General features: G+C 63.1%; 28 protein-coding genes and 4 pseudogenes. 20 read left to right on the top strand and 12 right to left on the bottom strand.

Annotated elements, in window-relative coordinates; genetic code table 11:
- Positions 1 to 245: 245 nt before the first annotated feature.
- From OKW28_RS28495 to OKW28_RS28480, 4 genes and pseudogenes are all read right to left on the bottom strand, one after another.
- Positions 246 to 398, bottom strand: a pseudogene (locus OKW28_RS28495) (2Fe-2S ferredoxin); the annotation flags it as partial.
- A gap of 23 nt (positions 399 to 421) precedes the next feature.
- Positions 422 to 796 (bottom strand): iron-sulfur cluster insertion protein ErpA, encoded by a 375-nt coding sequence (gene erpA, locus OKW28_RS28490; RefSeq protein ID WP_429450623.1) that lies wholly within the window; start codon positions 794 to 796, stop codon positions 422 to 424.
- A gap of 66 nt (positions 797 to 862) precedes the next feature.
- Entirely contained in the window at positions 863 to 976 is a 114-nt protein-coding gene (locus tag OKW28_RS28485) for an iron-sulfur cluster assembly scaffold protein (RefSeq protein WP_429454482.1), read from the bottom strand.
- 12 nt (positions 977 to 988) lie between these two features.
- Positions 989 to 1,773, bottom strand: a pseudogene (locus OKW28_RS28480) (aminotransferase class V-fold PLP-dependent enzyme); the annotation flags it as partial.
- 300 nt (positions 1,774 to 2,073) lie between these two features.
- Between OKW28_RS28480 and OKW28_RS28475 the strand changes: the two are divergent.
- The 14 genes and pseudogenes from OKW28_RS28475 (at position 2,074) to OKW28_RS28410 (ending at position 10,374) form a co-directional block, all read left to right on the top strand.
- Positions 2,074 to 2,895 (top strand): annotated as a pseudogene (locus OKW28_RS28475) (sigma 54-interacting transcriptional regulator).
- Positions 2,817 to 4,413 (top strand): annotated as a pseudogene (nifB, locus tag OKW28_RS28470) (nitrogenase cofactor biosynthesis protein NifB). The pseudogenes OKW28_RS28475 and nifB overlap by 79 nt, the downstream one beginning before the upstream one ends.
- 40 nt (positions 4,414 to 4,453) lie before the next feature.
- Positions 4,454 to 4,648, top strand: coding sequence for a 4Fe-4S binding protein (locus OKW28_RS28465; RefSeq protein WP_429450621.1), 195 nt, complete (start codon positions 4,454 to 4,456; stop codon positions 4,646 to 4,648).
- Positions 4,649 to 4,698: 50 nt separating this feature from the next.
- Positions 4,699 to 5,106 carry a HesB/IscA family protein gene (locus OKW28_RS28460; RefSeq protein WP_429450620.1) on the top strand — a complete coding sequence of 136 codons (408 nt, stop codon included), beginning with the start codon at positions 4,699 to 4,701 and terminating at the stop codon, positions 5,104 to 5,106.
- A 15-nt stretch (positions 5,107 to 5,121) separates the two neighbouring features.
- Positions 5,122 to 5,703, top strand: coding sequence for a hypothetical protein (locus tag OKW28_RS28455; protein ID WP_429450618.1), 582 nt, complete (start codon positions 5,122 to 5,124; stop codon positions 5,701 to 5,703).
- Complete coding sequence (locus tag OKW28_RS28450; RefSeq protein WP_429450616.1) at positions 5,700 to 6,419, top strand: 4Fe4S-binding leucine-rich repeat protein; 720 nt, start codon at positions 5,700 to 5,702, stop codon at positions 6,417 to 6,419. The genes OKW28_RS28455 and OKW28_RS28450 overlap by 4 nt, the downstream gene beginning before the upstream one ends.
- Complete coding sequence (locus tag OKW28_RS28445; protein WP_429450614.1) at positions 6,412 to 6,792, top strand: nitrogen fixation protein NifZ; 381 nt, start codon at positions 6,412 to 6,414, stop codon at positions 6,790 to 6,792. Before OKW28_RS28450 ends, OKW28_RS28445 begins: the two co-directional genes overlap by 8 nt.
- The gene (locus tag OKW28_RS28440; protein ID WP_429450612.1) at positions 6,789 to 7,064 is read left to right on the top strand and encodes a nitrogen fixation protein NifZ; all 276 of its coding nucleotides are present in this window, start codon (positions 6,789 to 6,791) and stop codon (positions 7,062 to 7,064) included. The genes OKW28_RS28445 and OKW28_RS28440 overlap by 4 nt, the downstream gene beginning before the upstream one ends.
- Positions 7,061 to 7,432 carry a hypothetical protein gene (locus OKW28_RS28435; protein ID WP_429450611.1) on the top strand — a complete coding sequence of 124 codons (372 nt, stop codon included), beginning with the start codon at positions 7,061 to 7,063 and terminating at the stop codon, positions 7,430 to 7,432. The genes OKW28_RS28440 and OKW28_RS28435 overlap by 4 nt, the downstream gene beginning before the upstream one ends.
- Before the next feature lie 77 nt (positions 7,433 to 7,509).
- Entirely contained in the window at positions 7,510 to 7,758 is a 249-nt protein-coding gene (locus OKW28_RS28430; protein ID WP_429450609.1) for an aminotransferase class V-fold PLP-dependent enzyme, read from the top strand.
- 114 nt (positions 7,759 to 7,872) lie between these two features.
- Complete coding sequence (gene nifT / locus OKW28_RS28425) at positions 7,873 to 8,091, top strand: putative nitrogen fixation protein NifT (protein WP_007177241.1); 219 nt, start codon at positions 7,873 to 7,875, stop codon at positions 8,089 to 8,091.
- Between the two features lies 1 nt (position 8,092).
- The gene (locus OKW28_RS28420) at positions 8,093 to 8,371 is read left to right on the top strand and encodes a hypothetical protein (protein WP_187613728.1); all 279 of its coding nucleotides are present in this window, start codon (positions 8,093 to 8,095) and stop codon (positions 8,369 to 8,371) included.
- Positions 8,358 to 9,521, top strand: coding sequence for a DegT/DnrJ/EryC1/StrS family aminotransferase (locus OKW28_RS28415; RefSeq protein ID WP_429450607.1), 1,164 nt, complete (start codon positions 8,358 to 8,360; stop codon positions 9,519 to 9,521). The genes OKW28_RS28420 and OKW28_RS28415 overlap by 14 nt, the downstream gene beginning before the upstream one ends.
- 10 nt (positions 9,522 to 9,531) lie before the next feature.
- On the top strand, positions 9,532 to 10,374 hold the full coding sequence (locus OKW28_RS28410; protein WP_429450605.1) for an SIR2 family NAD-dependent protein deacylase: 843 nt from the start codon (positions 9,532 to 9,534) through the stop codon (positions 10,372 to 10,374).
- Positions 10,375 to 10,384: 10 nt separating this feature from the next.
- Here the strand turns inward: OKW28_RS28410 and OKW28_RS28405 are convergent, their stop codons facing one another.
- The 4 genes from OKW28_RS28405 to OKW28_RS28390 form a co-directional block, all read right to left on the bottom strand.
- The gene (locus OKW28_RS28405; RefSeq protein ID WP_429450604.1) at positions 10,385 to 10,735 is read right to left on the bottom strand and encodes a hypothetical protein; all 351 of its coding nucleotides are present in this window, start codon (positions 10,733 to 10,735) and stop codon (positions 10,385 to 10,387) included.
- Between the two features lie 30 nt (positions 10,736 to 10,765).
- Entirely contained in the window at positions 10,766 to 11,002 is a 237-nt protein-coding gene (locus OKW28_RS28400; RefSeq protein ID WP_090811320.1) for an FmdB family zinc ribbon protein, read from the bottom strand.
- A gap of 18 nt (positions 11,003 to 11,020) precedes the next feature.
- Positions 11,021 to 11,329 carry an ArsC/Spx/MgsR family protein gene (locus OKW28_RS28395; RefSeq protein WP_429450603.1) on the bottom strand — a complete coding sequence of 103 codons (309 nt, stop codon included), beginning with the start codon at positions 11,327 to 11,329 and terminating at the stop codon, positions 11,021 to 11,023.
- A gap of 291 nt (positions 11,330 to 11,620) precedes the next feature.
- Positions 11,621 to 12,292 (bottom strand): OmpW/AlkL family protein, encoded by a 672-nt coding sequence (locus OKW28_RS28390; protein WP_429450601.1) that lies wholly within the window; start codon positions 12,290 to 12,292, stop codon positions 11,621 to 11,623.
- Between the two features lie 845 nt (positions 12,293 to 13,137).
- Between OKW28_RS28390 and hemN the strand changes: the two genes are divergently transcribed.
- Positions 13,138 to 14,541: an oxygen-independent coproporphyrinogen III oxidase gene (gene hemN / locus OKW28_RS28385; RefSeq protein ID WP_429454480.1), complete on the top strand. Its 1,404-nt coding sequence runs from the start codon at positions 13,138 to 13,140 to the stop codon at positions 14,539 to 14,541.
- Between the two features lie 96 nt (positions 14,542 to 14,637).
- Here hemN and OKW28_RS28380 read toward each other — a convergent pair whose 3' ends face one another.
- The gene (locus tag OKW28_RS28380) at positions 14,638 to 14,913 is read right to left on the bottom strand and encodes a hypothetical protein (protein ID WP_429450599.1); all 276 of its coding nucleotides are present in this window, start codon (positions 14,911 to 14,913) and stop codon (positions 14,638 to 14,640) included.
- A 105-nt stretch (positions 14,914 to 15,018) separates the two neighbouring features.
- Between OKW28_RS28380 and cyoA the strand changes: the two genes are divergently transcribed.
- The 5 genes from cyoA to OKW28_RS28355 all read left to right on the top strand — a co-directional run bounded on the left by cyoA (position 15,019) and on the right by OKW28_RS28355 (position 20,058).
- Positions 15,019 to 15,915, top strand: coding sequence for a ubiquinol oxidase subunit II (gene cyoA, locus OKW28_RS28375; RefSeq protein WP_429450597.1), 897 nt, complete (start codon positions 15,019 to 15,021; stop codon positions 15,913 to 15,915).
- Positions 15,916 to 15,918: 3 nt separating this feature from the next.
- On the top strand, positions 15,919 to 17,925 hold the full coding sequence (cyoB, locus tag OKW28_RS28370) for a cytochrome o ubiquinol oxidase subunit I (RefSeq protein ID WP_429450595.1): 2,007 nt from the start codon (positions 15,919 to 15,921) through the stop codon (positions 17,923 to 17,925).
- A 3-nt stretch (positions 17,926 to 17,928) separates the two neighbouring features.
- Positions 17,929 to 18,537 (top strand): cytochrome o ubiquinol oxidase subunit III, encoded by a 609-nt coding sequence (cyoC, locus tag OKW28_RS28365; RefSeq protein ID WP_429450593.1) that lies wholly within the window; start codon positions 17,929 to 17,931, stop codon positions 18,535 to 18,537.
- The gene (gene cyoD, locus OKW28_RS28360) at positions 18,538 to 18,870 is read left to right on the top strand and encodes a cytochrome o ubiquinol oxidase subunit IV (RefSeq protein ID WP_429450591.1); all 333 of its coding nucleotides are present in this window, start codon (positions 18,538 to 18,540) and stop codon (positions 18,868 to 18,870) included.
- 105 nt (positions 18,871 to 18,975) lie between these two features.
- Entirely contained in the window at positions 18,976 to 20,058 is a 1,083-nt protein-coding gene (locus OKW28_RS28355) for a fatty acid desaturase (protein ID WP_429450589.1), read from the top strand.
- Positions 20,059 to 20,069: 11 nt separating this feature from the next.
- On the opposite strand, the gene OKW28_RS28350 is transcribed toward OKW28_RS28355, so the two are convergent.
- The 3 genes from OKW28_RS28350 to OKW28_RS28340 form a co-directional block, all read right to left on the bottom strand.
- Positions 20,070 to 20,582 (bottom strand): ankyrin repeat domain-containing protein, encoded by a 513-nt coding sequence (locus OKW28_RS28350; RefSeq protein WP_429450587.1) that lies wholly within the window; start codon positions 20,580 to 20,582, stop codon positions 20,070 to 20,072.
- 75 nt (positions 20,583 to 20,657) lie between these two features.
- A complete protein-coding gene (locus OKW28_RS28345) occupies positions 20,658 to 21,266 on the bottom strand; it encodes a hypothetical protein (RefSeq protein ID WP_429450585.1) in 609 nt (202 codons plus the stop codon).
- A gap of 36 nt (positions 21,267 to 21,302) precedes the next feature.
- Complete coding sequence (locus OKW28_RS28340) at positions 21,303 to 21,722, bottom strand: group II truncated hemoglobin (protein ID WP_429450584.1); 420 nt, start codon at positions 21,720 to 21,722, stop codon at positions 21,303 to 21,305.
- Positions 21,723 to 21,776: the final 54 nt, after the last annotated feature.

Here is a 21,776-nt window from a genome sequence, read left to right as displayed (position 1 = left end):
TTTCGAACAGCCAGGTGTAGTGATGAACACGGCGCTGCAGAAAGCGATGCGCGATGCGATGGGCGTGGTCAGCCAGGACGTGCGGACGCGGTCGGCGCGATGCAAACGCTGTAAGGATTGGCTATCCATAGGAACGGCGATCCGGGAAGATAAACACAGGCGGCGGCTATCAGCGCGGCTATGCGCTCGCGGCGATGACCGCTACGGCGCTTGAAGAGGCCGCACAGCGCTAAGGACGCATGCCCTCAACGCTCACGCGCGAGGTCGCGCGTATGTGGCGGCAGTTCGATCGTCAGGTCGGCGTCGCGCAGCTTCACGCAGCCCGCGAGACGCGATTGCACGTCAAGGCCCCACGCATTGTCGAACTGGTTGTTCTCCTCGTCGTCGAGAGGCGCCAGTCAGTGAGATTTTCATGATTGCCTCACACGGAAAACGAACTGCCGCAGCCACAGGTGCTCTGCGCATTGGGGTTGTGAATGACGAAGCGCGAACCTTCCAGGCCGTCTTCGTAGTCGATGCGCGCGCCGGGCAGGTATTGCTGGCTCATCGAATCGACTAGCAGCGTGACGCCGTCCGTGACGATCTGCATGTCGTCGTCCGCCACCTGGTCGTCGAACGCGAAGCCGTACTGCAAGCCCGAACAGCCGCCGCCGGACACGTACAGCCGCAGCTTCAGGTTGGGATTGCCTTCTTCCTCGATCAACGAGGCCACTTTCGCAGCGGCCTGAGGCGTGAATTCGAGTAGGCCGGGCGTGACGCCGGGTGTGGCGGAAGCCGGTTGGGTGAGCGTTTCCATGGAGGTTCCTCTCAGGCTTGAATGGACTCACTTCGGGTTAGACGAGCAGGTCGGTTGCTCGGCGAGTTACAGGTCGTCGGCTGCTGCGCCTCGAATCGTCTGGCGCGAGCGAAAGTCAGACACGGCCGCCTTGATCGCGTCCTCGGCGAGAACCGAGCATTGGATCTCGACCGGCGGCAATGGCAGTTCCTCGACGATCTGATGCGTGCACAACGTCCCCGAACGCATGCCGCGCTCGTGGACGCCGCCGTGCATTCGGCACGCGATCCGCATGCGCGGCCGGAGCCCCACATACAGCGCGCCAATGCCTTTGGGGCCGTCCATCTTGTGAGCCGAGAACGACATCAGATCGACTGGCAAAGCGGCGAGATCGATCGGCACCTTGCCGGCGGCCTGCGCGGTATCCACGAGCGGCAGGATGCCCCGGGCGCGGCGGGGCGCGCCGATTGCGGCGATGTCCTGGATCACGCCCGTCTTGTTGTTGACGAACATCACCGACGCAAGCACGGCGCCCGGCTGGAGCGCTGCTTCGAACACGGCGAGGTCCACGAGACCGCTTTCTTGCACCGGCAACACTGTGACCTCGAAGCCATCGCGATCAAGTTCGAGCATCGCGCCGAGCACCGACTGGTGCTCGGTCGTGAGCGTCGCCAGGGGATTGCCTTTGGCGCGATGAAGGTGCGCGGCACCCTTGATCGCGAGGTTGTTCGATTCCGTCGCTCCGGAGGTCCAGACAATCGCGTGCGGGTCCGCGTTGACGAGCGAGCTGACCTGCTCGCGGGCCAGTTCCACCGCTTCTTCGCCGACCCAGTCATAGGCATGCGAACGGCTGGCAGGATTGCCGTACATATGGTCAGGTAAGGCAGCATGCGTCTGATCACGCGCGGATCGACCGGCGTGGTGGCGGCATGATCCAGAGGGACCGGGTTGGCGCCGCGCGGATGGAGGCCGGTACTGACGCGTTGGAAATCCGACATCGCAGGCTCCTGAAAGCGGGGTAATGCGACCTTCAGGGCAACTTCCATGCCAGTGGATTTTCACGCTCTAGTGGCCTCTTTCAGTTGGGCCGCTGTTGTTTCGCTGTTGTTTTTGTGTCGATGCGCCCGACGAGTGAGGATTGCCGCCGTTCTTTTTGTCGGATTTGTCGTTACGCGCGCGGGATTGCCATGCGCGATGGCTCGCGTAGAAATGCGCTTACTTCAAACGCTGTGTCTTTGCGTCGATCGTGCGCCTTGCGCTGGTACATCGAAAGCGCTCAGCGCACGAAGGGGAAGTCAATGGTGAACATTCAGGCAAGCGTTGCCCGGCAAGCGCTGGACGGCAACTACGAGGTGAGCAAGACGCTGGTTTCGTCGCTCGATGTGGCGAAAGCCTTCCGCGAGTCCCTGAACTATTTTGTGCAGACGATGGAGTGGCGGCGCGCCTTTGTGGTGCTGGCCGAACCGGACGGGCAACTGCGCGGCCTGAGCGCTACGGGTCTTTCGTGTGACGAGCAGTAGCGTCTTCAGTTCCGGCCCGGCGAAGGCACCGTCGGCCGCGCGTGAAGGAGCGGCATTGGGGTGATCGTGCCCAACGTGAACGATGAACCGGCGCTCCTGTTTGCATGGGTGGCGCGGTCCAGACAGCAGCGAGTCGTTCGTCGGGGCAATTGCGCGGCGTTGATTGAGTGCCTGCGGGAAAGCGAGCTGTTCGGCCACGAGAACGGTGCGTTCACCGGCGCGGAGGGGCCAAGTAAGCGCTGCTTCGAACTGGCGCACGGCGGTAGGCTGTTCCTTGACGAGATCGGCGATATCTCGCCGTCGTTTCAGGCCTCGCTGGTTCAGAACATGCTGTCCGGGTCGTGTGAGATTTGTCGCAACACCGACACGACGCAACGAAATTGTAGGGATACGTCGCGCGCCGGGATCAAACAGAACTGCGAAATATATCCTAACTCGTTGATTCCTGGCGTTCTTGTCGAGTGGCATGGATCTGGCTCTATGGCTTGCGCGCGGCCGCCGTTGGTTGCGAGGAGATATCCATGCAAGCGAGTTCAAATGCGAGCGACTTGCCCGCAGCGGCCTATATCAGCATCGGGCAGATTAAACCGCTCGGCGTGAAGATCGAAGACCCGTCCACCGGTGGCGGCTGCGGCACGCACGGTGGCGAGGGTAAGGCCAGCTGCGGCGCGTCGGGTAGTCTCGACGACATGCCGCCGGACATCTGGGAGAAGGTCAAGAATCACCCATGCTACTCGGAAGAAGCCCATCATCACTATGCGCGCATGCATGTGGCGGTGGCGCCGGCTTGCAACGTCCAGTGCAACTACTGCAACCGCAAATACGACTGCGCGAACGAGTCGCGTCCCGGCGTGGTCTCTCAGAAGCTAACGCCGCAACAGGCAGTGAAGAAGGTCGTGGCGGTCGCAAGCGAGATTCCACAGATGACGGTGCTTGGCATCGCCGGTCCCGGTGATTCGCTGGCGAGCCCCAAGAAGACCTTCGAGACGTTTCGGATGCTGCAGGAACAGGCGCCGGACATCAAGCTGTGCCTGTCGACCAATGGCTTGGCGTTGCCCGACCTCGTGGACGAAATCTGCAAGTACAACATCGACCACGTGACAATCACCATCAACATGGTCGACCCGGCGGTGGGCGAGAAAATCTATCCGTGGATTTTCTGGAAGCACAAGCGCGTGACCGGTTACGAAGCAGCCCGCATCCTTCATGACCGGCAGATGAAGGGTCTCGAGATGCTCACCGCACGCGGCGTGCTGACCAAGATCAACTCGGTGCTGATTCCCGGCATCAACGAGGAGCACCTGATCGAGGTCAACCGCGACGTCAAGAAACGCGGCGCGTTCCTGCATAACATCATGCCGCTGATCTCGGAGCCCGAGCACGGCACTCACTTTGGCCTGAGCGGCCAGCGCGGACCGACTGCGCAGGAACTCAAGGCCGTGCAGGACGCCTGCATGGGCGGGCGCCAACCTGATGCGTCATTGCCGCCAGTGCCGCGCGGATGCGGTTGGCCTGCTGGGCGAGGACCGCAGCGAGGATTTCACGCTCGACAAGATCGAGCAGATGGAAGTGGTCTACGACCTCGACCGCCGCCGTGAATACCAGAAGCGCGTCGAAGCCGAGCGTCAGGCGCAGCACGACGCGAAGCAGGAAGCGCTGGCTGTCTCTCGCGAGATCGGCATCGCCGACGGCATGAAGGCGCTGGTCGCGGTCGCAACGAAGGGCGGCGGCCGGGTCAACGAGCACTTCGGGCACGTCACGGAGTTTCAGATCTTCGAGGTCTCGGCAGCCGAAGCGCTGTTCGTCGGCCATCGCCGGGTGGACCTGTATTGCCTGGGCGGTTACGGCGACGACGAGCAACTACCGTCGGTCGTGCGCGCGCTCCACGACTGCCACGCGGTGCTGGTCGCGAAGATCGGCGCCTGCCCGAAAGACGAACTGGCGCAAGCGGGCATCGAGCCGGTCGATCAGTACGTCGGCGAATTTATCGAAAAAGCGGTGCTTGCTTGGTTCAACGACTATCGCAGTCGCATCGCCAGCGGCGCCATCGTGCACCGGGACCGCGGCGATGCTTCGATCCGCCAGGGTGCTTACACCTCGTCAGCCTCAGCGGCGTGACACCCCACACCCTTCCAGACAGGACAACAGGAGAGCCTCCATGCCTCTGAAGATAATTGCGTCCACCTGTACGGGATGCTCGGCCTGCGAACCCGAATGCCCCAATGTCGCGATCAGCGAGAAAGGCGGCGTGTTCGCGATCGACCCCAAGAAATGCACCGAATGCGAAGGCCACTACGACGACCCGCAGTGCGTCGCCGTGTGTCCCGTGGACGGCTGCATCGTTCAGGTTTGAGTCTGGCTCGTGGCCGGGCCGGCCATTCATCCATCAGGAGACTACGCATCATGCTGTCCAACGTAACTGTTACGAGCGCCGCCGAGAAGTTCATGCGTCGTATCGTGCGCTTTTCGGGCCTGCCGGCTGGCGCCGGCTTTCGTCTTGTGGTGAGCGCCGGCGGCTGTTCCGGCTATACCGCGGAATTCACCGCCGAGCCGGCGCTGCAACCAGGCGAACAGGAACTCGACATCAACGGCCTGCGCGTATTCCTGCCGGCTGAGAGCCGGCTGATGCTCGAAGGCATAACGATCGATTTCGCCGACACGCCAACTCAGTCCGGCTTTATCTTCTCCAATCCGAACCAGGTCGCTTGTGGTTGCAGCAGCAGTGCGGAGTCGGCGCCGCCGAGCGTGGCGACCATCGATGTCAGCGCGATTGGCCGCGGGCGGCCGCCGCTGCCGCGTCAGATCTCCTGAAGAGGAGCGATGGCGATGGAGTCAGGCGACCGTGCCCTCGACGACGCAATGACCGCGTTTGCGCAGAGCGCGATTGGCGGCGGCTTGCCGTCAGGCGTCAATGCATTGATCGCCGAGGCGGGTCGGTTGCGCGAGCGCCCCGACGAGGCGCTCGCGCTGTTGCAACGCGCCCGCGCCGCCGCGCCGCGCCATCCGGTGCCGTTGATCGCGCTGTACCGCTTTTACTTCTACGGCCATCAATTGGCGCAGGCACGTGCGATCGGCGAAGACGCGCTGGCGGTCGCCCGCACCGCGCTGGGCTCAGATTTCGGCGACGAACCGCTTGCGGCCGCGATCGTGACCACGCGTTATGACGCGGCCGCGCGTTTTTATCTGTTCACGCTGAAGGGCCTCGCGTACCTCAACATGCGTCTCGGCGACTTTGAAGAAGCGCGCATGCTACTGCGCGAATTGCGCCGGCTCGATCCCGAAGACCGGGTGGGGGGCGCGCTGCTTTCGCAGGTCTTGGATCGTCATGAGACCGGCGTCGGGTCCGACGATGCAATGGATGCGCTGAGTGCGTATCCGACGCGCGGCTGGACGGGGACGCAACCATGAGCGTACAGAACGTGCGCGTACCAGGCGGCGACATTGCACCGCGCCACTGGCAGGGCGGCCCGCTCGACTGCGCCGGCTGCGGGTACGTGCGGTTCCGCGAGTTGCCGGCGGAGCACGGTTGCGGGCCAGAGAGTCACGCCGGTGTGTTTTGTGTGCCGGCATTGCTCGGCGACCCGGACGAGATGGTCCGGCTGCAGCTCGCGTTGCGATTGCCGCAGGCGCAACTGGCGCGCCTGATCCACGATCCGCATCGCGAGGTGCGGATTCGCGTGGCGCAGCGCCTGTCGCCTGCTGCATTGGTCGGCATGCGGGGCGATTCCGACTACGGCGTGCGCGAATGGGTGGCGCAGCGTCTGCCGCTCGCGCTGCTGCCGCAGATGATCGGCGACCCTGATCGCGTAGTCCGGATGCGACTGGCCGAGCGTCTTGAGATGCCCGCGTTGCTGCGTATTGCCGACGACAGCAAGGTCGAGGTACGCCGCATCGTCGCCGAGCGTCTGCCCGCGACGCTGCTATCGCGCCTCGCGTTCGATCCCGATTGGCGAGTGCGCTGGGAAGTCGCGCGGCGCGCCGCTGGCGAAATCGTGGCGTCGCTGCTGGATGACGCGGACGAAGAGGTGCGCGCGCTCGCGCGGCAGCGCCGGCAGTCGGGCGAGGTCGCTAACGTGATGACCACCGGACAGACGCAACGATCAGCAGGAGTGAAGCATGGCTGACATCAACCGCGACGACGACCTGATCGAGGTCGCGTTTCCCCCGCGTTTCAACTACGGCGAGCGCGTGATCGCACGCGCGGTGATCCGCAACGACGGCACCTACAACGGCAAGGACATCGGCGAAGTGCTGGTGAACAAGGGCGAGATTGGCTACGTCACCAGCATCGACACCTTCCTTCAGCAGTTCTATATCTACGCGGTGTATTTCGTCGAGAGCGGCCACCGTGTCGGCATGCGCGCGAAAGAGCTATGCACGCTCGACAACCTGCCGGACGACGTGCTGCAAGGCTTGGGCGAGCGGGCGGAAGCGCTGCACAAGATCGGCACGCGGGTCCAGCCGGAAACGTCGCATCCGCAGGAGCCGTCAGCATGAGTATCGAACCGGTTCAGCCTGCTTATCAGTGGGGCATGCGCGTGATCGCGCTGGATGACCTGTGCAACGACGGCAGCTTTCCGGAGCGCGGCCAGGACGATTGTCTGGCCGAGGCGGGTACGGTCGGCGAAATCGTCAACGTCGGCCAGGTGGTTGAGAGCGGCGAGCCGGTCTATCTGGTGGAGTTCGGCAACTGTGTCGTCGGATGCACGGAGTATGAAATTGCGCCCGCACCCGCCGGCCTGCTACCCGAAGAAGGAGCCATGTCATGACGGTTCAGGCGAGCGCGCCAGAAGCGGCGGCGCCGCGCGACGGTTTGCGCGCGGGCCACCCGTTCGACCTGACCCAGCGCCAGATCGAGCAAGCGTTGCGCGAGCGTACCCGCTACCGCTATGTGCTGCCGCGCGTGCTGCGCGATGGGCAGGGGTTCCGTGTCGAGAGCCCGTGCTGCTCCCGCAATGTCGACGCGAATGGCGGGCTGATCGACATAGCCTGGCTCACGCGCGATGAAGACGGTATGTGGCACCTGAGCGCGCGCGATCATGCGTCGCACCGATGGATGCTCCAGCATGAGAGCACCGATCTGGCCGAGCTGCTGGACACGCTGTGCATCGATCGCGAATGCGTGTTCTGGCCGTGAAGCAAACTAACGGAGCCGGGCGACGATCTATCCCGACCACAACACGACCATGCCGCCAGCCTCCGCCGTGGCAGGCGATGCTGTCCATCCTGACGGATGTGTGGGGCAACGCGTCGTCGCAGCATGCCGTCGGGCAGCAGGCGAAGGGCACGCTCGCTGCGGCCCGCGCGACGCTCGCGCGAGCGCTCGGTTGCAAGCCCGCAGAGTTGATCTTCACCAGCGGCGCCACCGAAGCCAATCACCTGGCCGTGTGCGGGCTGCACGCGGCGGCGCCGGAGGGCCGGCACCGTGGCGTATCAGCGCGATCGAACATGCAGCGCACCTGAAGCTGGCGCGTGGGCTGGCTGCACGCGGCGTTTGCTTCGTCCACTGCTGGAGGAAGCAGCGCATCCCGCTTGAACCTGGTTTGAACCTGTCATCAATCTCCGGAGTCCGCAACCATGAAAGTCATGATCCGCAAGGACAGCAAGGGCGCGCTGAGCGCCTACGTGCCAAAGAAGGACCTGGAAGAGCCCATTGTCGCGATGGCGCAGCCCGGGATGTGGGGCGGTCTCGTCACGCTCGCGAACGGCTGGCAACTCGAATTGCCCGCGATGGCCGACGATACGCCACTGCCCATCACGGTCGAAGCGCGGCGCATTGCTGGCGTGGAGGAGTGAGATGAGCCTCAACGCCGAGCAATTGGACTTCGCGGCGGACCTGCTCCGCACGGCACCGACGCTACGCGACGCTGCCGCGCAATGGCACGAACGTTATCCCGAGGTGCGCACAATGCATGTCAGCGCAACGGTGATGCGCGACGAGACAGCAGCGCTCCGGTTCGGTGTGCGCAGTATCTATTTCGCGATATCGGCCGGGTATTACAGGACCATCACGCAGCGGCCTGAAGAGGCCGATGCGTTGATCCTGACTGAGGACAAGGCGCATGGAAATCGATGAGATCGCGTTGAGCGAACCGGCTTGCGCGGCGCGCGAGATCGATCTCGTCAACGCGGTGCTGCAATCCTCGCGTTGGAGCGACGGGCCGATGCTTGATTCGTTCGAGCGCGCGTTTGCGGGCTGGGTTGGCCGGGAGTATGCGGTCGCGGTGGCGAGCGGCACGCTCGCCACCTGGATTGCGTTGCGCGCGACGGGGATCGGCCCGGGAGACGAGGTGGTCTGCGCGTCGCACACCTGGCATCAGGTGGCGCAGGCGATCACGCTGGTGGGAGCCGTGCCGGTGTTCGCCGACATCGACTACTGGAGCGGTTGTCTGAGCGCCGAGAAAGCCGCGCAGAAGATCGGCCCTCGCACGCGCGCCATCCTCGCCGGCAATACCAACGGCCACCCGGCCGCGTGGGCGCTGCTGCGCGAACTGGCCGACGCGCAGCGCTTGCGGCTGATCGAAGACAGTACTGAGGCGTTGGGCTCGCGCTACCGGGGCCGCAACGTCGGCTGTTTCGGCGACGTATCAGTGTTCGACTTCTCCAGCCCGTCCGCGCTGTGCACAGGAGCGGGCGGCATGCTCGTCACCGACGATGACGAACTCGTCCATGAACTGCGCTATCTGCGCGAGCGGCGCGTCACGGACCGCGCGTCCGTCTCGGTCGGCTCGCGGGTGCCGCTGCAGGCGGGCATCAGTGATCTGACCGCCGCGCTCGGTCTCGCGCAACTGGCCGAACTCGACACGCGCCTCGCGCAGCGAAAGCAGGTCGAGACCTGGTATCACGAAGAGATGCAAAGCTTCGAAGGGATCAAGCCGGCCTACGTGGCCGAGGACGTCGAAGAAGTGCACTGGATGCTCTATGTTGTGCATTTGGGCAAGCGTTTCACGCAGAGCGCGCGCGCCCAAATGATCGACGACATGAAATCTTGCGGCATTGAGACGGTGGCCTACAGCCATCCGCTGCATCAGCAGTTCCACTACATGAACGCGGGCGATGCGATCGGCCGCAAGAGCGGCCTGTTGCCCGACACCGAGCGCATCGGCGATCGCGCGCTGGCGCTGCCGCTGCACACGCTGCTCGACACCGACCAGGTCAAGTACATCGTCAAGACGCTGAAAGACACCGCGACCAACGTGGGCGCTGGCGCCGCCATTTATCTGTGAGGCGCACTCCATGACCGTTTCAGTCCAGACCATCGCCGAACGCCTGTGTGCGGGCGGCGTCATTCCGTACCTGGGACCGGCGCTGCTCGCACTGTGCCCCGATACGGCCGTCCCTGCCACGCCGCTCGCGCTCGCCGAAATCATCACGGCCAAGGTCAGCGTGCTGCACAAGATCCGCACCCGGCTGACCCAGGCGGCGCAGTTCATCGAAAACTTCAAGCATCGCAAGTCGCTGGTGAGCGTCATGAATGAGGCCTTCGCCATGACGCCGACGCCGTCGGCACTGCATTGCGCGCTGGCTGCGATCGGCGCCGGGCTGGTTGTCGACAGCTGGTACGACGACACCTTCGCCTGCGCGCTGGCGCAGGCGCGGCCGCAGGGCGGCTGGGCGCAGTTGCAGGGGCTGTCGCAGGCCGAGCATTTCGGCCATTGGTTCGCGGCCTATAGCGCAGACGGCGCGTTGCTGGATGACGTGCCGGCCTCGGGCGCGCTGCTCTACAAGCCGATTGGCGGCCATGCGCCGGCCTCTAACTACCTGGTCTCTGACAGCGACTTCGTCGAAGTCATGACCGAGATCGATATCCAGACGCCCATTCCGCCCGCCGTGCAGGCGTGGCGCAGCGGTCGCAGTTTTTTGTTTCTGGGCTGCCGTTTCGATGACCAGCTCACACGCAGTTTCGCGCGCCAGATCATGAAGCGCTCCTCCGACATGCACTGGGCCGTGCTGTCCGACGAACCGACGCGTACGGAGGCGCGCTTTCTCGAAGAGCAGGGCATCACGTGCATCGCGATGCCGCTGGGCGGGTTCGCCGAAGCGTTGGTGGATGCCTTGCAACCCGCACTGGCCGCGTGAAGCGTGGCCGCTATCCATCGTTCTTTATCCGTAGCCTTTTATCAAGATCGCCGTCATGACCACATTGACCGTACTGCCTTCGGGCAAGACCTACGACGTTGCCGCCGGCGCGACTCTGCTGCAGGCAACTCGGCCTCGCGCTGGCGCGCGTACTGCATGCGCAGGACGTATCCGTCGTGGTCATCGAAGCGCGCGAGCGCGAGGGCGGCCGTGCTGACGCAATGTTGCGAAGCCACGCGTCGAGATACGGGCAGATGCCCTTCGCGCGTTCCAGCAGGCTGTCGGCGGTGGCCTGATCCAGCGTGCCGGCCATGAAGACGGTGAGACTGAGTGCCATCCCGTAGGCGCCCTCGAGGTTCATATACATCGACAGCGCGATTCCCCGTTGGGCTCAGCGCAGCAGCTTGCGGCGCTCGGCCGGCGAATAGTTGCTGAGGTGCCCTTCGCGCGCCGCCTGACGCCGCGCGCGGGAGATGATCGCGCGGCTCTTGCCGGGCGAGGCCGGCGCGCTGACCTGCTTGTCCAGCGCTGTGCCGCCGCATTGCGGGCAGACGGGCGTGTGGCCGGCGCGCACCAGCGTTTCGAATGCGTGGCCGCAGGCCGCGCAGCGGTAGTCGTACAGGGGCATAGTGATCAGATCTCCGTTTCAGGTGGATGGGGCGCAGCGGATCGCCCGTTGGTGCGAGCTGTGGTCTGTCATTGCGGCGCAGCCTTCGTGCGGCATGTCCGGGGCCGGTGCGTGCGCGCCGAGCCCGATCCAGGTGTGCACCAAGGCCGCATTGAAGCCGACCATGCGGCGCTCGTCGCATTGCATCAGCGGCCGACGGATCAGCAGCGGCTCGGCCAGCAACAGCGCCAGCGCGACATTGGCGTCGATCGTTTCCGGCACCACTTCGCTCGACTTGATGCGCCGTGCCGCGCGGTAGAACCTCTCGCTGACCGGCCGCGGCGCCATGAAGGCCCGCAGCGTGCGGCGGTCCAGAGCCAGCTCAATAGGTTGCGCACGTCGAGTGTGTGGCCGGCTATGCGCAGCAGGGCTTTCTGGCGCGCATTGCCGGAGCAGCCGGGCCTTTGGATGAGGTGGGCCATTGCCGGGGTTCTCAGGTTTGACGCAGCAGTTGCAGGCAGTCGAGGCTGGCCGCCGTGTCGATGGCAGTGAAGTCGTCCTGATAACGCACAGCCGGATCGGCGCCCAGCCCGAGCAGCGTGCGCACTTAACAACGGAAAGGGACACTAGCTGCGCTCGCTAAAACTTCATCCCGACGCCTATTCCCAGTACCAGTGGGTCGATGTCCAGCCGGCCCAACGAACTATCGCCGACCGAGGCGTCCGTGTGCATCCAGATCTTCTTGATATCCGCGTTGAGAAAGACGGTCTTCGTGATCTGCACGTCGACGCCAGCCTGCACCGCCGGACCGAAGCTGCTGCGTGATACCTGGATACCTTCGGAGCCCGCGCTCAGGCCGTCGTTGTAGAAGTACGTGTAGTTGACCCCCGCGCCGACATACGGTCGGATCATGCCAGCATGGTTGAAGTGATATTGCAGCAGCAGCGTCGGTGGCAGCACGTTCACGCCACCGAGATCGCCGAGGCCAGACGTCACGTGGTGCCGCGAGGTGGCGAGAATCAGCTCGATGCCGATCGCGTCGCGGATCATATAGGTCAGGTCCAACTCCGGCACGAGTGCGTTATTGACACCCACGCCGAGCGACGACAACGTGCCGCTGGTGTGTACTTCGGGCTCGATCGAGATGGCACGCAGACGCACGAGCACGTCACCGGCGTGGATCCCATCCGCCCGCACCTCGCCTGCCATCGTGCTTCCGTTCGCGCTTACGTCATCCGCGTATGCCAGCACTTCGAACAAACCGGTAGCGCACAGGCTTGCCACGATCATGACGGCCTTAATCAGCTTCATCGCTTTCCCCTTGTTGATGTATGCGGGGAATTGTCGACGCGCAAATCAGGGTGGCCCTTGCGCAAGATCAACCGGTCCCGAGCCCGAAGTCAAGTTGCGACATCGGGTCACGCGTAGGAATGTCGAGATAGCGGGAGCCTTGAGGACGGACTATGGGCCTTCAACCGCATTGACTGGTACCCAAGATGTTTCTCGCACCCGGAGGACCGATTTCGCAGCCATTGCCAAACTGCCTGCAGCCGCCGAACCGCACAGCCATGCGCGATGCTCCGCAGTTCAGATCTATCTGGCGGGTGCGAAAGCGCCGCGCGACACGCGTCGCGTACCCAGTGCCCGACCACTCAGGCTGTACGGCAGATCATTGGCAATTCGTGCCGCGGGCGAAGCCAGTCAGCTTCCCGAAGAAGCCGTTGTCAAGGCTATCTAGCGCACCCGACCCGCCCGTATCTGACGTCTTCCCGTCCTGGATGCACTTCTGGACGCTCGGCCGCAGGCTCTGCCGTCACCATCAACACGAGCTCGCCGGGGCGTGCCGTCCCGTTGCCCGGTCGCAGGCACATAATTTCAGGCGGCCGGCTTCGCGAGATTGCGCGCCTGAGCGTAGCGCTATTCCAGAACGAACGTCCGTGTATATCATGAACACGTCCCGCGCCTCGCCTCTCACCTACACAGGACTATCGCGCTAACGACACCTCGTATTGACACAGATCAGAGCTTTCCGGGCTCCATGCAGGACAATCGGGGCAACCGTGTTCGCGGCGCTGTCCGCGCGGAAGGTTCTGGAGATGGGGATGAAGAAACGAATACACCGCGAAGCAGATTATCAGCCGAAGCAGCGCACGCGGATGCGGGAAGCGGCATCCCGAACGCCTGACAGTCCGGAGATTCCCGCGGAGGTGGTTCGCCACTTCGACCGTTCGGGGCCTCGCTATACCTCATATCCCACCGCAGATCGATTTCACCCCGGGTTCGAGGAGCGGGCATACGAACGTCAGCTTGCCGCTCGTGCTACTGCCGAGAATAATCCGCCGCTCTCGCTATATGTTCATTTGCCGTTTTGCAGATCACTCTGCTACTTCTGCGCATGCAACAAGGTCATCACGCACGACCATGGCTGCAGCGCTAGATATCTGAGCTACCTCGTTCGTGAGATGGACCTGGTCGCGTCACATCTCGGACCTGACCGGCGAACCGTGCAGCTGCATCTGGGCGGTGGAACGCCGACCTTCTTTCCTGTTGCCGAGCTCGAAGAGCTTGTCCAGCAACTGCAGAACCGCTTCGCGTTCGCGATCGACGCAGAACTCGCCATCGAAATCGATCCGCGAACCGTCAGCACCAAAACGCTTTCACCACTCGCGCGCCTCGGCTTCAACCGAGCGAGCTTCGGCGTACAGGACTTTGCTACCGACGTCCAGCAGGCTGTCAATCGCATCCAGCCACTCGATGTGGTGGAACGCGCACTCAGCGGCGCACGCGATGCGGGATTTCTCTCAATTAACGTCGACCTGATCTACGGTTTGCCGCAGCAGACTGTCGCCAGCTTTGCCCACACACTAGACGAGGTGATCCGGCTGGCGCCCGATCGCGTCGCGCTCTACAACTACGCGCACCTACCAGACCGCTTCAAGGCCCAGCGATTAATTGACGCAGCCCAATTGCCATCGACCGAGGAGCGCCTGCGCATATTTATGCTCTCGGCCCAGCGCTTTCTCGATGCCGGATACATCTATATCGGTCTCGACCATTTCGCCAGACCCGACGACGAGCTGAGCATTGCGATGCGCAACGGTAGCCTCCATCGTAATTTCCAAGGCTACACGACGTACGCGGAGTGCGATCTGGTCGGCTTCGGTGTGTCGGCCATCGGCAAGATCGGCAGCGCGTACAGCCAGTCGACGAGCTCGTTGCAAAGCTACTACCGATCACTCGACGAAGGCCGGCTTCCGGTCGAACGCGGAATTTCCCTATCGCCTGACGATGCGTTGCGTCGGGAGGTGATCATGACGCTCATGTGCAGCGTGCCGCTGAATTTCGCGGCGATCTCGCTAGCGCATCAGATCGACTTCGTCCGCTATTTCTCAAGTGAGCTTACCGCCCTGGAACCATACCGGGAGGCGGGACTGGTGAGCATCGATGGAAACGGCATCTCGATTCCCCCAAAAGGCCGGTTCTTCGTGCGCGCAGTGGCCATGGTGTTCGACGGTTATCTGGAGCGCCCCTCGAGCTCGTCCTGGTCAAAACTGATCTAGCGGCACGACCGCCGGCGGCTGGCGCAAACAACGCGACGAGACGTGTTCGTCGAACTCCGAAATAGCAACGCCAAGGTGCGTATTCGCTGATCCGGATCAGATTGTCCCGCGCATCGAGAATGCTGCGAGCGTTGCATTACCCGCAAACCGCACCGTCAGCAAGGTGTTCCCCTGTTCACACGGGCGCCGTAAAGTCTGTCCTTCGTTCCGCGCCACGTGCCCGTCACGACCCTCGATTGCCAGATCGAGGCCATCCCTCGCAGCCTGGCTCTGCTTCTGTTCAGCCATGAAGACATGAGCGATCGCCTGATTTTGCCCGCGCACTGCGTCAGTGCACCGCACCCCGCCGCTTTGTTCATCCTTGATCGACATCAATCACAAAGCTGGCCGGTTGTCGGACCATGACGCTGCGAGTGTGATGCCGCATGCGTCAAGCCAGTTTCAGGTCAAAAGTGCCACAACCCGGACTTAACCACTATGACAGACAGAAAAGCCTTAAGGAAACGGTCGATAGCGATCGTCACGACATTGAGCGCCTGTCTATCGGGATGTGCTCTGACTGTGCTTGATCCAAAAGGGAGCGTCGGCGCGGCCGAGAAGTCGCTGATCGCCACCGCCACGTGGGCGATGCTGATCGTCGTGATCCCGGTGATCCTGCTGACGCTGTTCTTCGCGTGGCGCTACCGTGCGTCGAACCGTCACGCGGTCTATGCACCCAAATGGGCGCACTCGACGGCGATCGAGATCGTCTGCTGGACGATCCCCGCCCTGATCATCCTGTACCTCGGTATCCTGACGTGGCGCACCACGCATGAGCTCGACCCGTACCGGCCGCTGCAGTCGAGCGTGAAGCCGATCGACCTCGAGGTGGTCGCGCTCGACTGGAAGTGGCTCTTCATCTACCCGGACCTCGGCATTGCGTCGGTGAACCAGCTCGCCGTGCCAGTCGATACGCCGGTGAATTTCCGGATCACGTCGGACTCGGTGATGAACTCATTCTTCATCCCGCAACTCGGCACCCAGGTGTATGCAATGGTCGGCATGCAGACCCGTCTGCACCTGATCGCGGATGCACCGGGAAATTTCGAAGGCATGTCCGCCAACTTCAGCGGCAAGGGATTCGCCGACATGAAGTTCCGCACGCTCGCGACGAGCGCCCCCGACTTCGACGCATGGGTGCGGAAGGTCAAGGCTTCGCCGGACCGCCTGAGCATGGACGAATACGCCGAAGTCGCGAAGCCGAGCGAGAAGCAGTCGGTACGCTACTTCTCATCGATCGACCAGCACCTGTTTCGCAACATCGTTGCCCGATACAACAACGGCAACGTCACGGCCTTCCGCGACGCCGCCTGTCGCACGCAGACCACGGAGTAAGCCATGTTTGGAAAACTCACGCCCGGCGCGATTCCGTTCGATCAGCCGATCATCATGGGCGCGGCCGCGTTCATGGCGCTCATCGTGCTGGCGGTCATCGTCACGCTCACGAAGCTCGGCCGCTGGAAGTGGCTCTGGACCGAGTGGCTGACAAGCGTCGATCACAAGAAGATTGGCATCATGTACATCATCGTCGCGGTGCTGATGCTCATGCGCGGTTTTGTCGACGCCGTAATGATGCGGCTTCAGCTCGCGATCGCGTTTCACGGCCCCGGCTACCTGCCGCCGCACCACTACGACCAGATATTCACCGCGCACGGTGTCATCATGATTTTCTTCATGGCGATGGCGCTGATGGTCGGCCTCTTCAATCTTGTCGTGCCGCTGCAGATCGGCGCGCGCGACGTCGCCTTTCCGTTCCTGAATTCGCTGAGCTTCTGGATGACGGCGATCAGCGCGATCCTGATCAATCTGTCGCTCGTGATCGGCGAGTTCGCGCAGGTCGGCTGGCTCGCGTATCCACCGCTGTCGGAGCTGCAGTTCAGTCCCGGCGTCGGGGTCGACTACTATATCTGGAGTCTGCAGCTCTCCGGCGTCGGTACGCTGATTACCGCGATCAACTTCTTCGTGACGATAGTCAAGCTGCGCGCGCCCGGCATGACGCTGATGAAGATGCCGGTGTTCACGTGGACGGCGCTGTGCTCGAACGTGCTGATCATGGCAACGTTCCCGATCCTAACCGTGACGCTCGCACTGCTCGGCCTCGACCGCTACGCAGGCATGCACTTTTTCACAAATGAGCTCGGCGGCAACGCGATGCTGTACCTGAACCTGATCTGGGCGTGGGGCCACCCGGAGGTGTACATCCTCGTGCTGCCCGCGTTCGGCATCTACTCGGAAGTGATCGCGACCTTCGCGAAGAAACCGCTGTTTGGCTACAGAACGATGGTCTACGCGTCGTGCGCGATCACGGTGCTCGCATTCCTCGTGTGGGCGCACCACTTCTTCACGATGGGTTCCGGCGCGGACGTTAACGCGTTCTTCGGCATTATGACGATGGTCATCGCGATCCCCACGGGCGTGAAAATCTTCAACTGGCTGTTCACGATGTACCGCGGTCGCATCGAGTTCACCGCACCCGTGCTGTGGACGATCGGCTTCATGGTCACGTTCACGATCGGCGGCATGACGGGCGTGATGATGGCGATCCCGGGCGTGGACTTCGTGCTGCACAACAGCCTGTTCCTGATCGCGCACTTTCACAACGCGATCATAGGCGGCGTCGTGTTCGGCTATCTCGCAGGCTTCCATTACTGGTTCCCGAAGGCGTTCGGCTTCAAGCTTAACGAGAAGCTCGGCAAGCGGGCGTTCTGGTGCTGGTTCGTCGGCTTCTACGTGTCGTTCGTGCCGCTCTACGTGCTCGGCTTCATGGGCATGACCCGGCGCCTGAATCACTACGACAACCCGACCTGGCATCCCTGGCTGTTCGTCGCCGCATGCGGCGTGGTGCTGATCGCACTCGGTGTCGTGCACCAGATCGCCCAGGTCGTCGTGAGCGTGATCCATCGCAACGAGCCGGAATACGACGACCTGACGGGCGACCCGTGGAACGGCCGCACGCTCGAATGGGCCACCGCGTCGCCGCCCGCTGTCTACAACTTCGCGCGCATACCGGTCGTCCACAAGCTCGACGCGTTCGCGCACATGAAGGAAAGCGGCGCAGCAAATGCCGCACTGGCGCATTACGAGGACATCCACCTACCGTCGAACACCGCGGACGGGTTCCTGATCGGCGCATTCAGCCTCGTGCTCGGCTTCGCCGGCGTCTGGCACATCACGTGGCTCGCCGTGCTGGCCTTCGTCGCGATCGTCGCCGCGCTGATCGCGCGTAGCTTCCGCGACGACCATGGCTACGTGATTCCGGCCTCGCGCGTGCGCGAAATCGAAGCACGACGCGGCAGCGCACCCACCCCGGCCGCCCTTGAATTACCCGAATCCGCGGAGACCTGATCCATGACGCAATCTGCATTACTCGTCCATCACGGCAGGTCGAGCGTTGACCACGGCCCAACGCCCACCGTGTTCGGCTTCTGGCTGTACCTGATGACCGACTGCGTGCTGTTCGCGTCGCTGTTCGCCGTGTTCGCCGTAATGGCGCACCAGTTCGCGGGTGGTGCGTCCGGACGGGACCTGTTCGACATCCCGGGTGTCGCACTTGAAACCGGCGCGCTGCTGCTGAGCAGCACCACCTACGGCTTCGCGATGCTCGGCGCGCAGCGCCAGGGGCGTGGTGCCGTGATCTGCTGGCTCCTCGTGACGTTCGTGCTTGGCGCGCTGTTCCTCGCGTTAGAGCTGCGCGAGTTCTCGCACCTGGTCGCCGACGGTGCTGGGCCCAGTCGCAGCGCCTTCCTGTCGTCGTTCTTCACGCTGGTTGGCACCCACGGCCTGCACGTGACAGCCGGCCTCGTCTGGATGGCCGTGCTCGTCGTGCATGTCGTCCGCTCGCCTGAACTGTCCGGTCGCGACCTCACGAGTCTGACATGCCTGAGCCTCTTCTGGCACTTCCTCGACATCGTGTGGATCTGCGTGTTTTCGTTTGTCTATCTCGGGAGCATGCTCTAAATGGTCCATTCAGACTCGACGTCCACGACCGCCTCGCGTGGTGACGTCGCCGGTTATATCACCGGTTTCGTGCTTGCCGTGGCGCTGACTGCTGGCTCATTCTCGATCGTCACGCAACGGTTGCTGCCGTCCGGCTCCGCGATTATGGCGCTCGCGTTGCTGGCGTTCGTGCAGATCGTCGTGCATCTGGTGACGTTCCTGCATCTCGACCTGTCGCGCGGCCAGCGCTGGAACGTGCTGGCGTTATGCTACACCGCGCTCGCCGCGCTGTTCCTGATCTTCGGCACGATCTGGGTGATGCACAATGTCAGCATGAACATGATGTCGCGCTGACTCGCCACCAGCGCGAAACGGTCTGGTCACATCATCGCGGACACGGCATGCAGCCGTCGACCGCGTACGTAGTGTTTTGCTGCACCGCTCTACCGGTCATTCTTCATGAACAGTCCGAATCACCCCGTTCCCGCCAATGAGCCATTGCCCCATCGCAAGGTCATCCGCTCGTGGCTGACACCGTTCGCCGAACGCCGCACCGCCTACGCGCTTCTGCTGCTCGTGTTCGACTACGTTTTGCTATTGTGTGCGCTCGCCGCGAGCGTGTTCGCGCACGGGTTCGTGCTGAAGACCGTATTCGGATGCATGGCGGGCTTCGTCATCGGACGGCTCTTCGTCATCGGTCACGACGCATGTCATGAGAGCCTGACCCGGCACCGCACGCTCAACCGCTGGTTGGGCCGGATCGCCTTCCTGCCGTCGCTCACGCCGTACAGCCTGTGGCAAGTGGGTCACAACGTGGTGCATCACGGCTACACGAACCTGAAAGGCGTCGATTTTGTGTGGGCACCGCTGACGATCCAAGAATATCGCGCCTTGAGTGGGCCACGGCGCGCACTGGAACGTATCTATCGCAGCGGCTGGGCGCCCGGTCTCTACTACATGATCGAAATTTGGTGGACGAAGATGTTTTTCCCGTCGCGGGCCGCAATGCCGACCCGGCGCCCCGTGTTCTTCCGTGACTGCACGCTGGTATCGGTGTTCGCACTGCTGTGGATCGGCGCGCTCGCGTGGATCGCTCGCGCGACGCAGCGGGGGGTGGTTCCGTCAATCGCATGCGGGTTCGGGGTGCCGTTCCTGTTCTGGTGCGCGATGGTGGGTTTCGTCGTGTACGCGCACCACACGCATCCGCAAATCCGCTGGTACGACGATCGCGCGAAATGGGGGCGTTCGGATCCGTTCGTATCCACGACGGTGCACTTGACCTTTCGCTGGCGTTTTGGCGCGCTGTTTCATCACATCATGGAGCACACCGCGCATCACGTCGACATGAGTCTCCCTCTATACGGGCTCGTCGATGCTCAGCGAACCCTCGAAGCGATGCTTCCGGAACGGATCGTCGTGCAGCGGTTTTCGTGGCGTTGGTACTTCGACACCGCACGAGGCTGCAAACTATACGATTTTTCGACTGATCAGTGGACCGATTTCGCTGGTCGCGCGACGCACGTCCTTCTTAAGACTCGCTAACAAAAAGCCTGTCATCCGAAAGCAAGCAGCAGTTGCAGCCCGAGGTCGGCTGCCATGTCGAGCGCGCTGCGGCCATCCGGTGCGCACAGTTCTGCGTTCGCCCCATGCGCAAGCAGCATCTGCAGGACGTCGAGGCGACCGCTCGCGGCTGCCTGCATCGGGCATGTGATGTCGTCGTCGTTCACATGGTCGATCGGCGCGCCGGCGTCGATCAGCCGCAGGATGGTCGCGGGGCCGCCGTGCAGGCACGCGAACCAGAGCGCATGGTTGCCGTCGTCATCGAGCGCGTCGGCGCGTGCGCCGAGTGCGAGCAACGCTTCGACGACCGCGTCCTCGCCATGCTGCGCGGCGCGCATCAACGGGGTTTCGCCGTTCACGCAGCGCGAATGCGGATCAGGGAAGCCGTGGTACGCCAGCCACGTGGAAAGTGCGGCGGGCACGATCGTTTCGAGTTGTGCATCGGCGTTCCGGACAACGCGCGAGGCCAGGCGTTCGCGGAGGACGAAAGCAGTGTCGGTGTACATGATCATGGTCGCGTTCGGGTACAAGGGAACATCGGTTGGCGCAGCCGCGCGGGCGGCAGCCGTCGGACCCACGCCTCAGACGGGCCGGTTCTCGTTGGGGTTGCGCACCGGCCCCATCAATTCAAGTCCTTCGCTGTAGGTGATCGTGTCGAAGGTCACGTCGAACTTGATGGCCGCATCCGCTACCGCATCCAGCTTGCCGCCTGAGTCCTTTTTCTTCAATTCGTTCTTTTCGAGGTACAGCAGTTCGAGCATCTCGTTGTAGACGGTGGACTCGAGAATCGGCAGCACATAGAACATCGCGCCCGTGTACGGCACCTGATATCGCTTGCTCAGGTCGATGTTGTCGCAAAACAGAAAGTACTTGCCATCCGCCGAGAGCGTGTCGCTGAGCACCTCGGCCACGTCCTTCAGATGCTCGAAGCTCAACAGATACCCGGCGAAGAACGGCAAGTGCTTATGGCCGATCGTCGCGCATGCCATCACCTGATCGCAGGTCAGCTCCGGCGGCCGCGCTTCGTCGGCGAGCTTTGGGGCAAACCGCAGCGCAAGTTCGCCGCGGAAGCCGACCCGGCCGAACCTGTTCGTCAGCCCCTTGAGAACCGGGTTGAGCAGACGGCCTTCATGTTCGAGACGGGCGAACGCGGTGTCGTCGATCTCCTTGTGCGCGAGCGTTTCGGTCATCACAGATCCTTGGGTTAAACAGCGTTGAAGAGGGATTCACGTCTGCGTATTGCGCATCCGGTCGGCGATTTTGAAAAAGGCCTGCATCAGTTCATCGCGTAGCACCGGATCGACACCCGTCTCGTCGAACGCGGCGCGCATGCAAGCTAGCCACGCATCCCGTTCGGCGGTGCCGATCGCGAATGCGGCATGACGCATGCGCAGCCGTGGTTGGCCGCGCTGTGCCGAGTACCGCTTGTCGGCGCCGAGCCATTCGCACAGATACAGCACCAGCACGGCCTTCGTCGAAGACAGGTCCGGGTGATGCATCGCGCGAATGCGCTGCGCGTCGGCCCGCGTATCCATGTGCCGATAGAACGCATCGACAAGGCGGATGACGGCGGTCTCGCCGCCTAGACGGTCGAAGTGCGTCTCGCGTGGCACGGGTCGCGAAGGTTGGGTGGCTGGTGTGTCCATGGCGCGATCAACGCAATAACCGAACCAGGCCGCAAACCCGGCGATTGTCCGGCT

The sequence above is a fragment of the Paraburkholderia sp. 40 genome, from assembly GCF_050434105.1.
GTDB classification, from domain to species: domain Bacteria; phylum Pseudomonadota; class Gammaproteobacteria; order Burkholderiales; family Burkholderiaceae; genus Paraburkholderia; species Paraburkholderia tuberum.
This window is presented reverse-complemented; position numbering and strand designations above follow the sequence as displayed.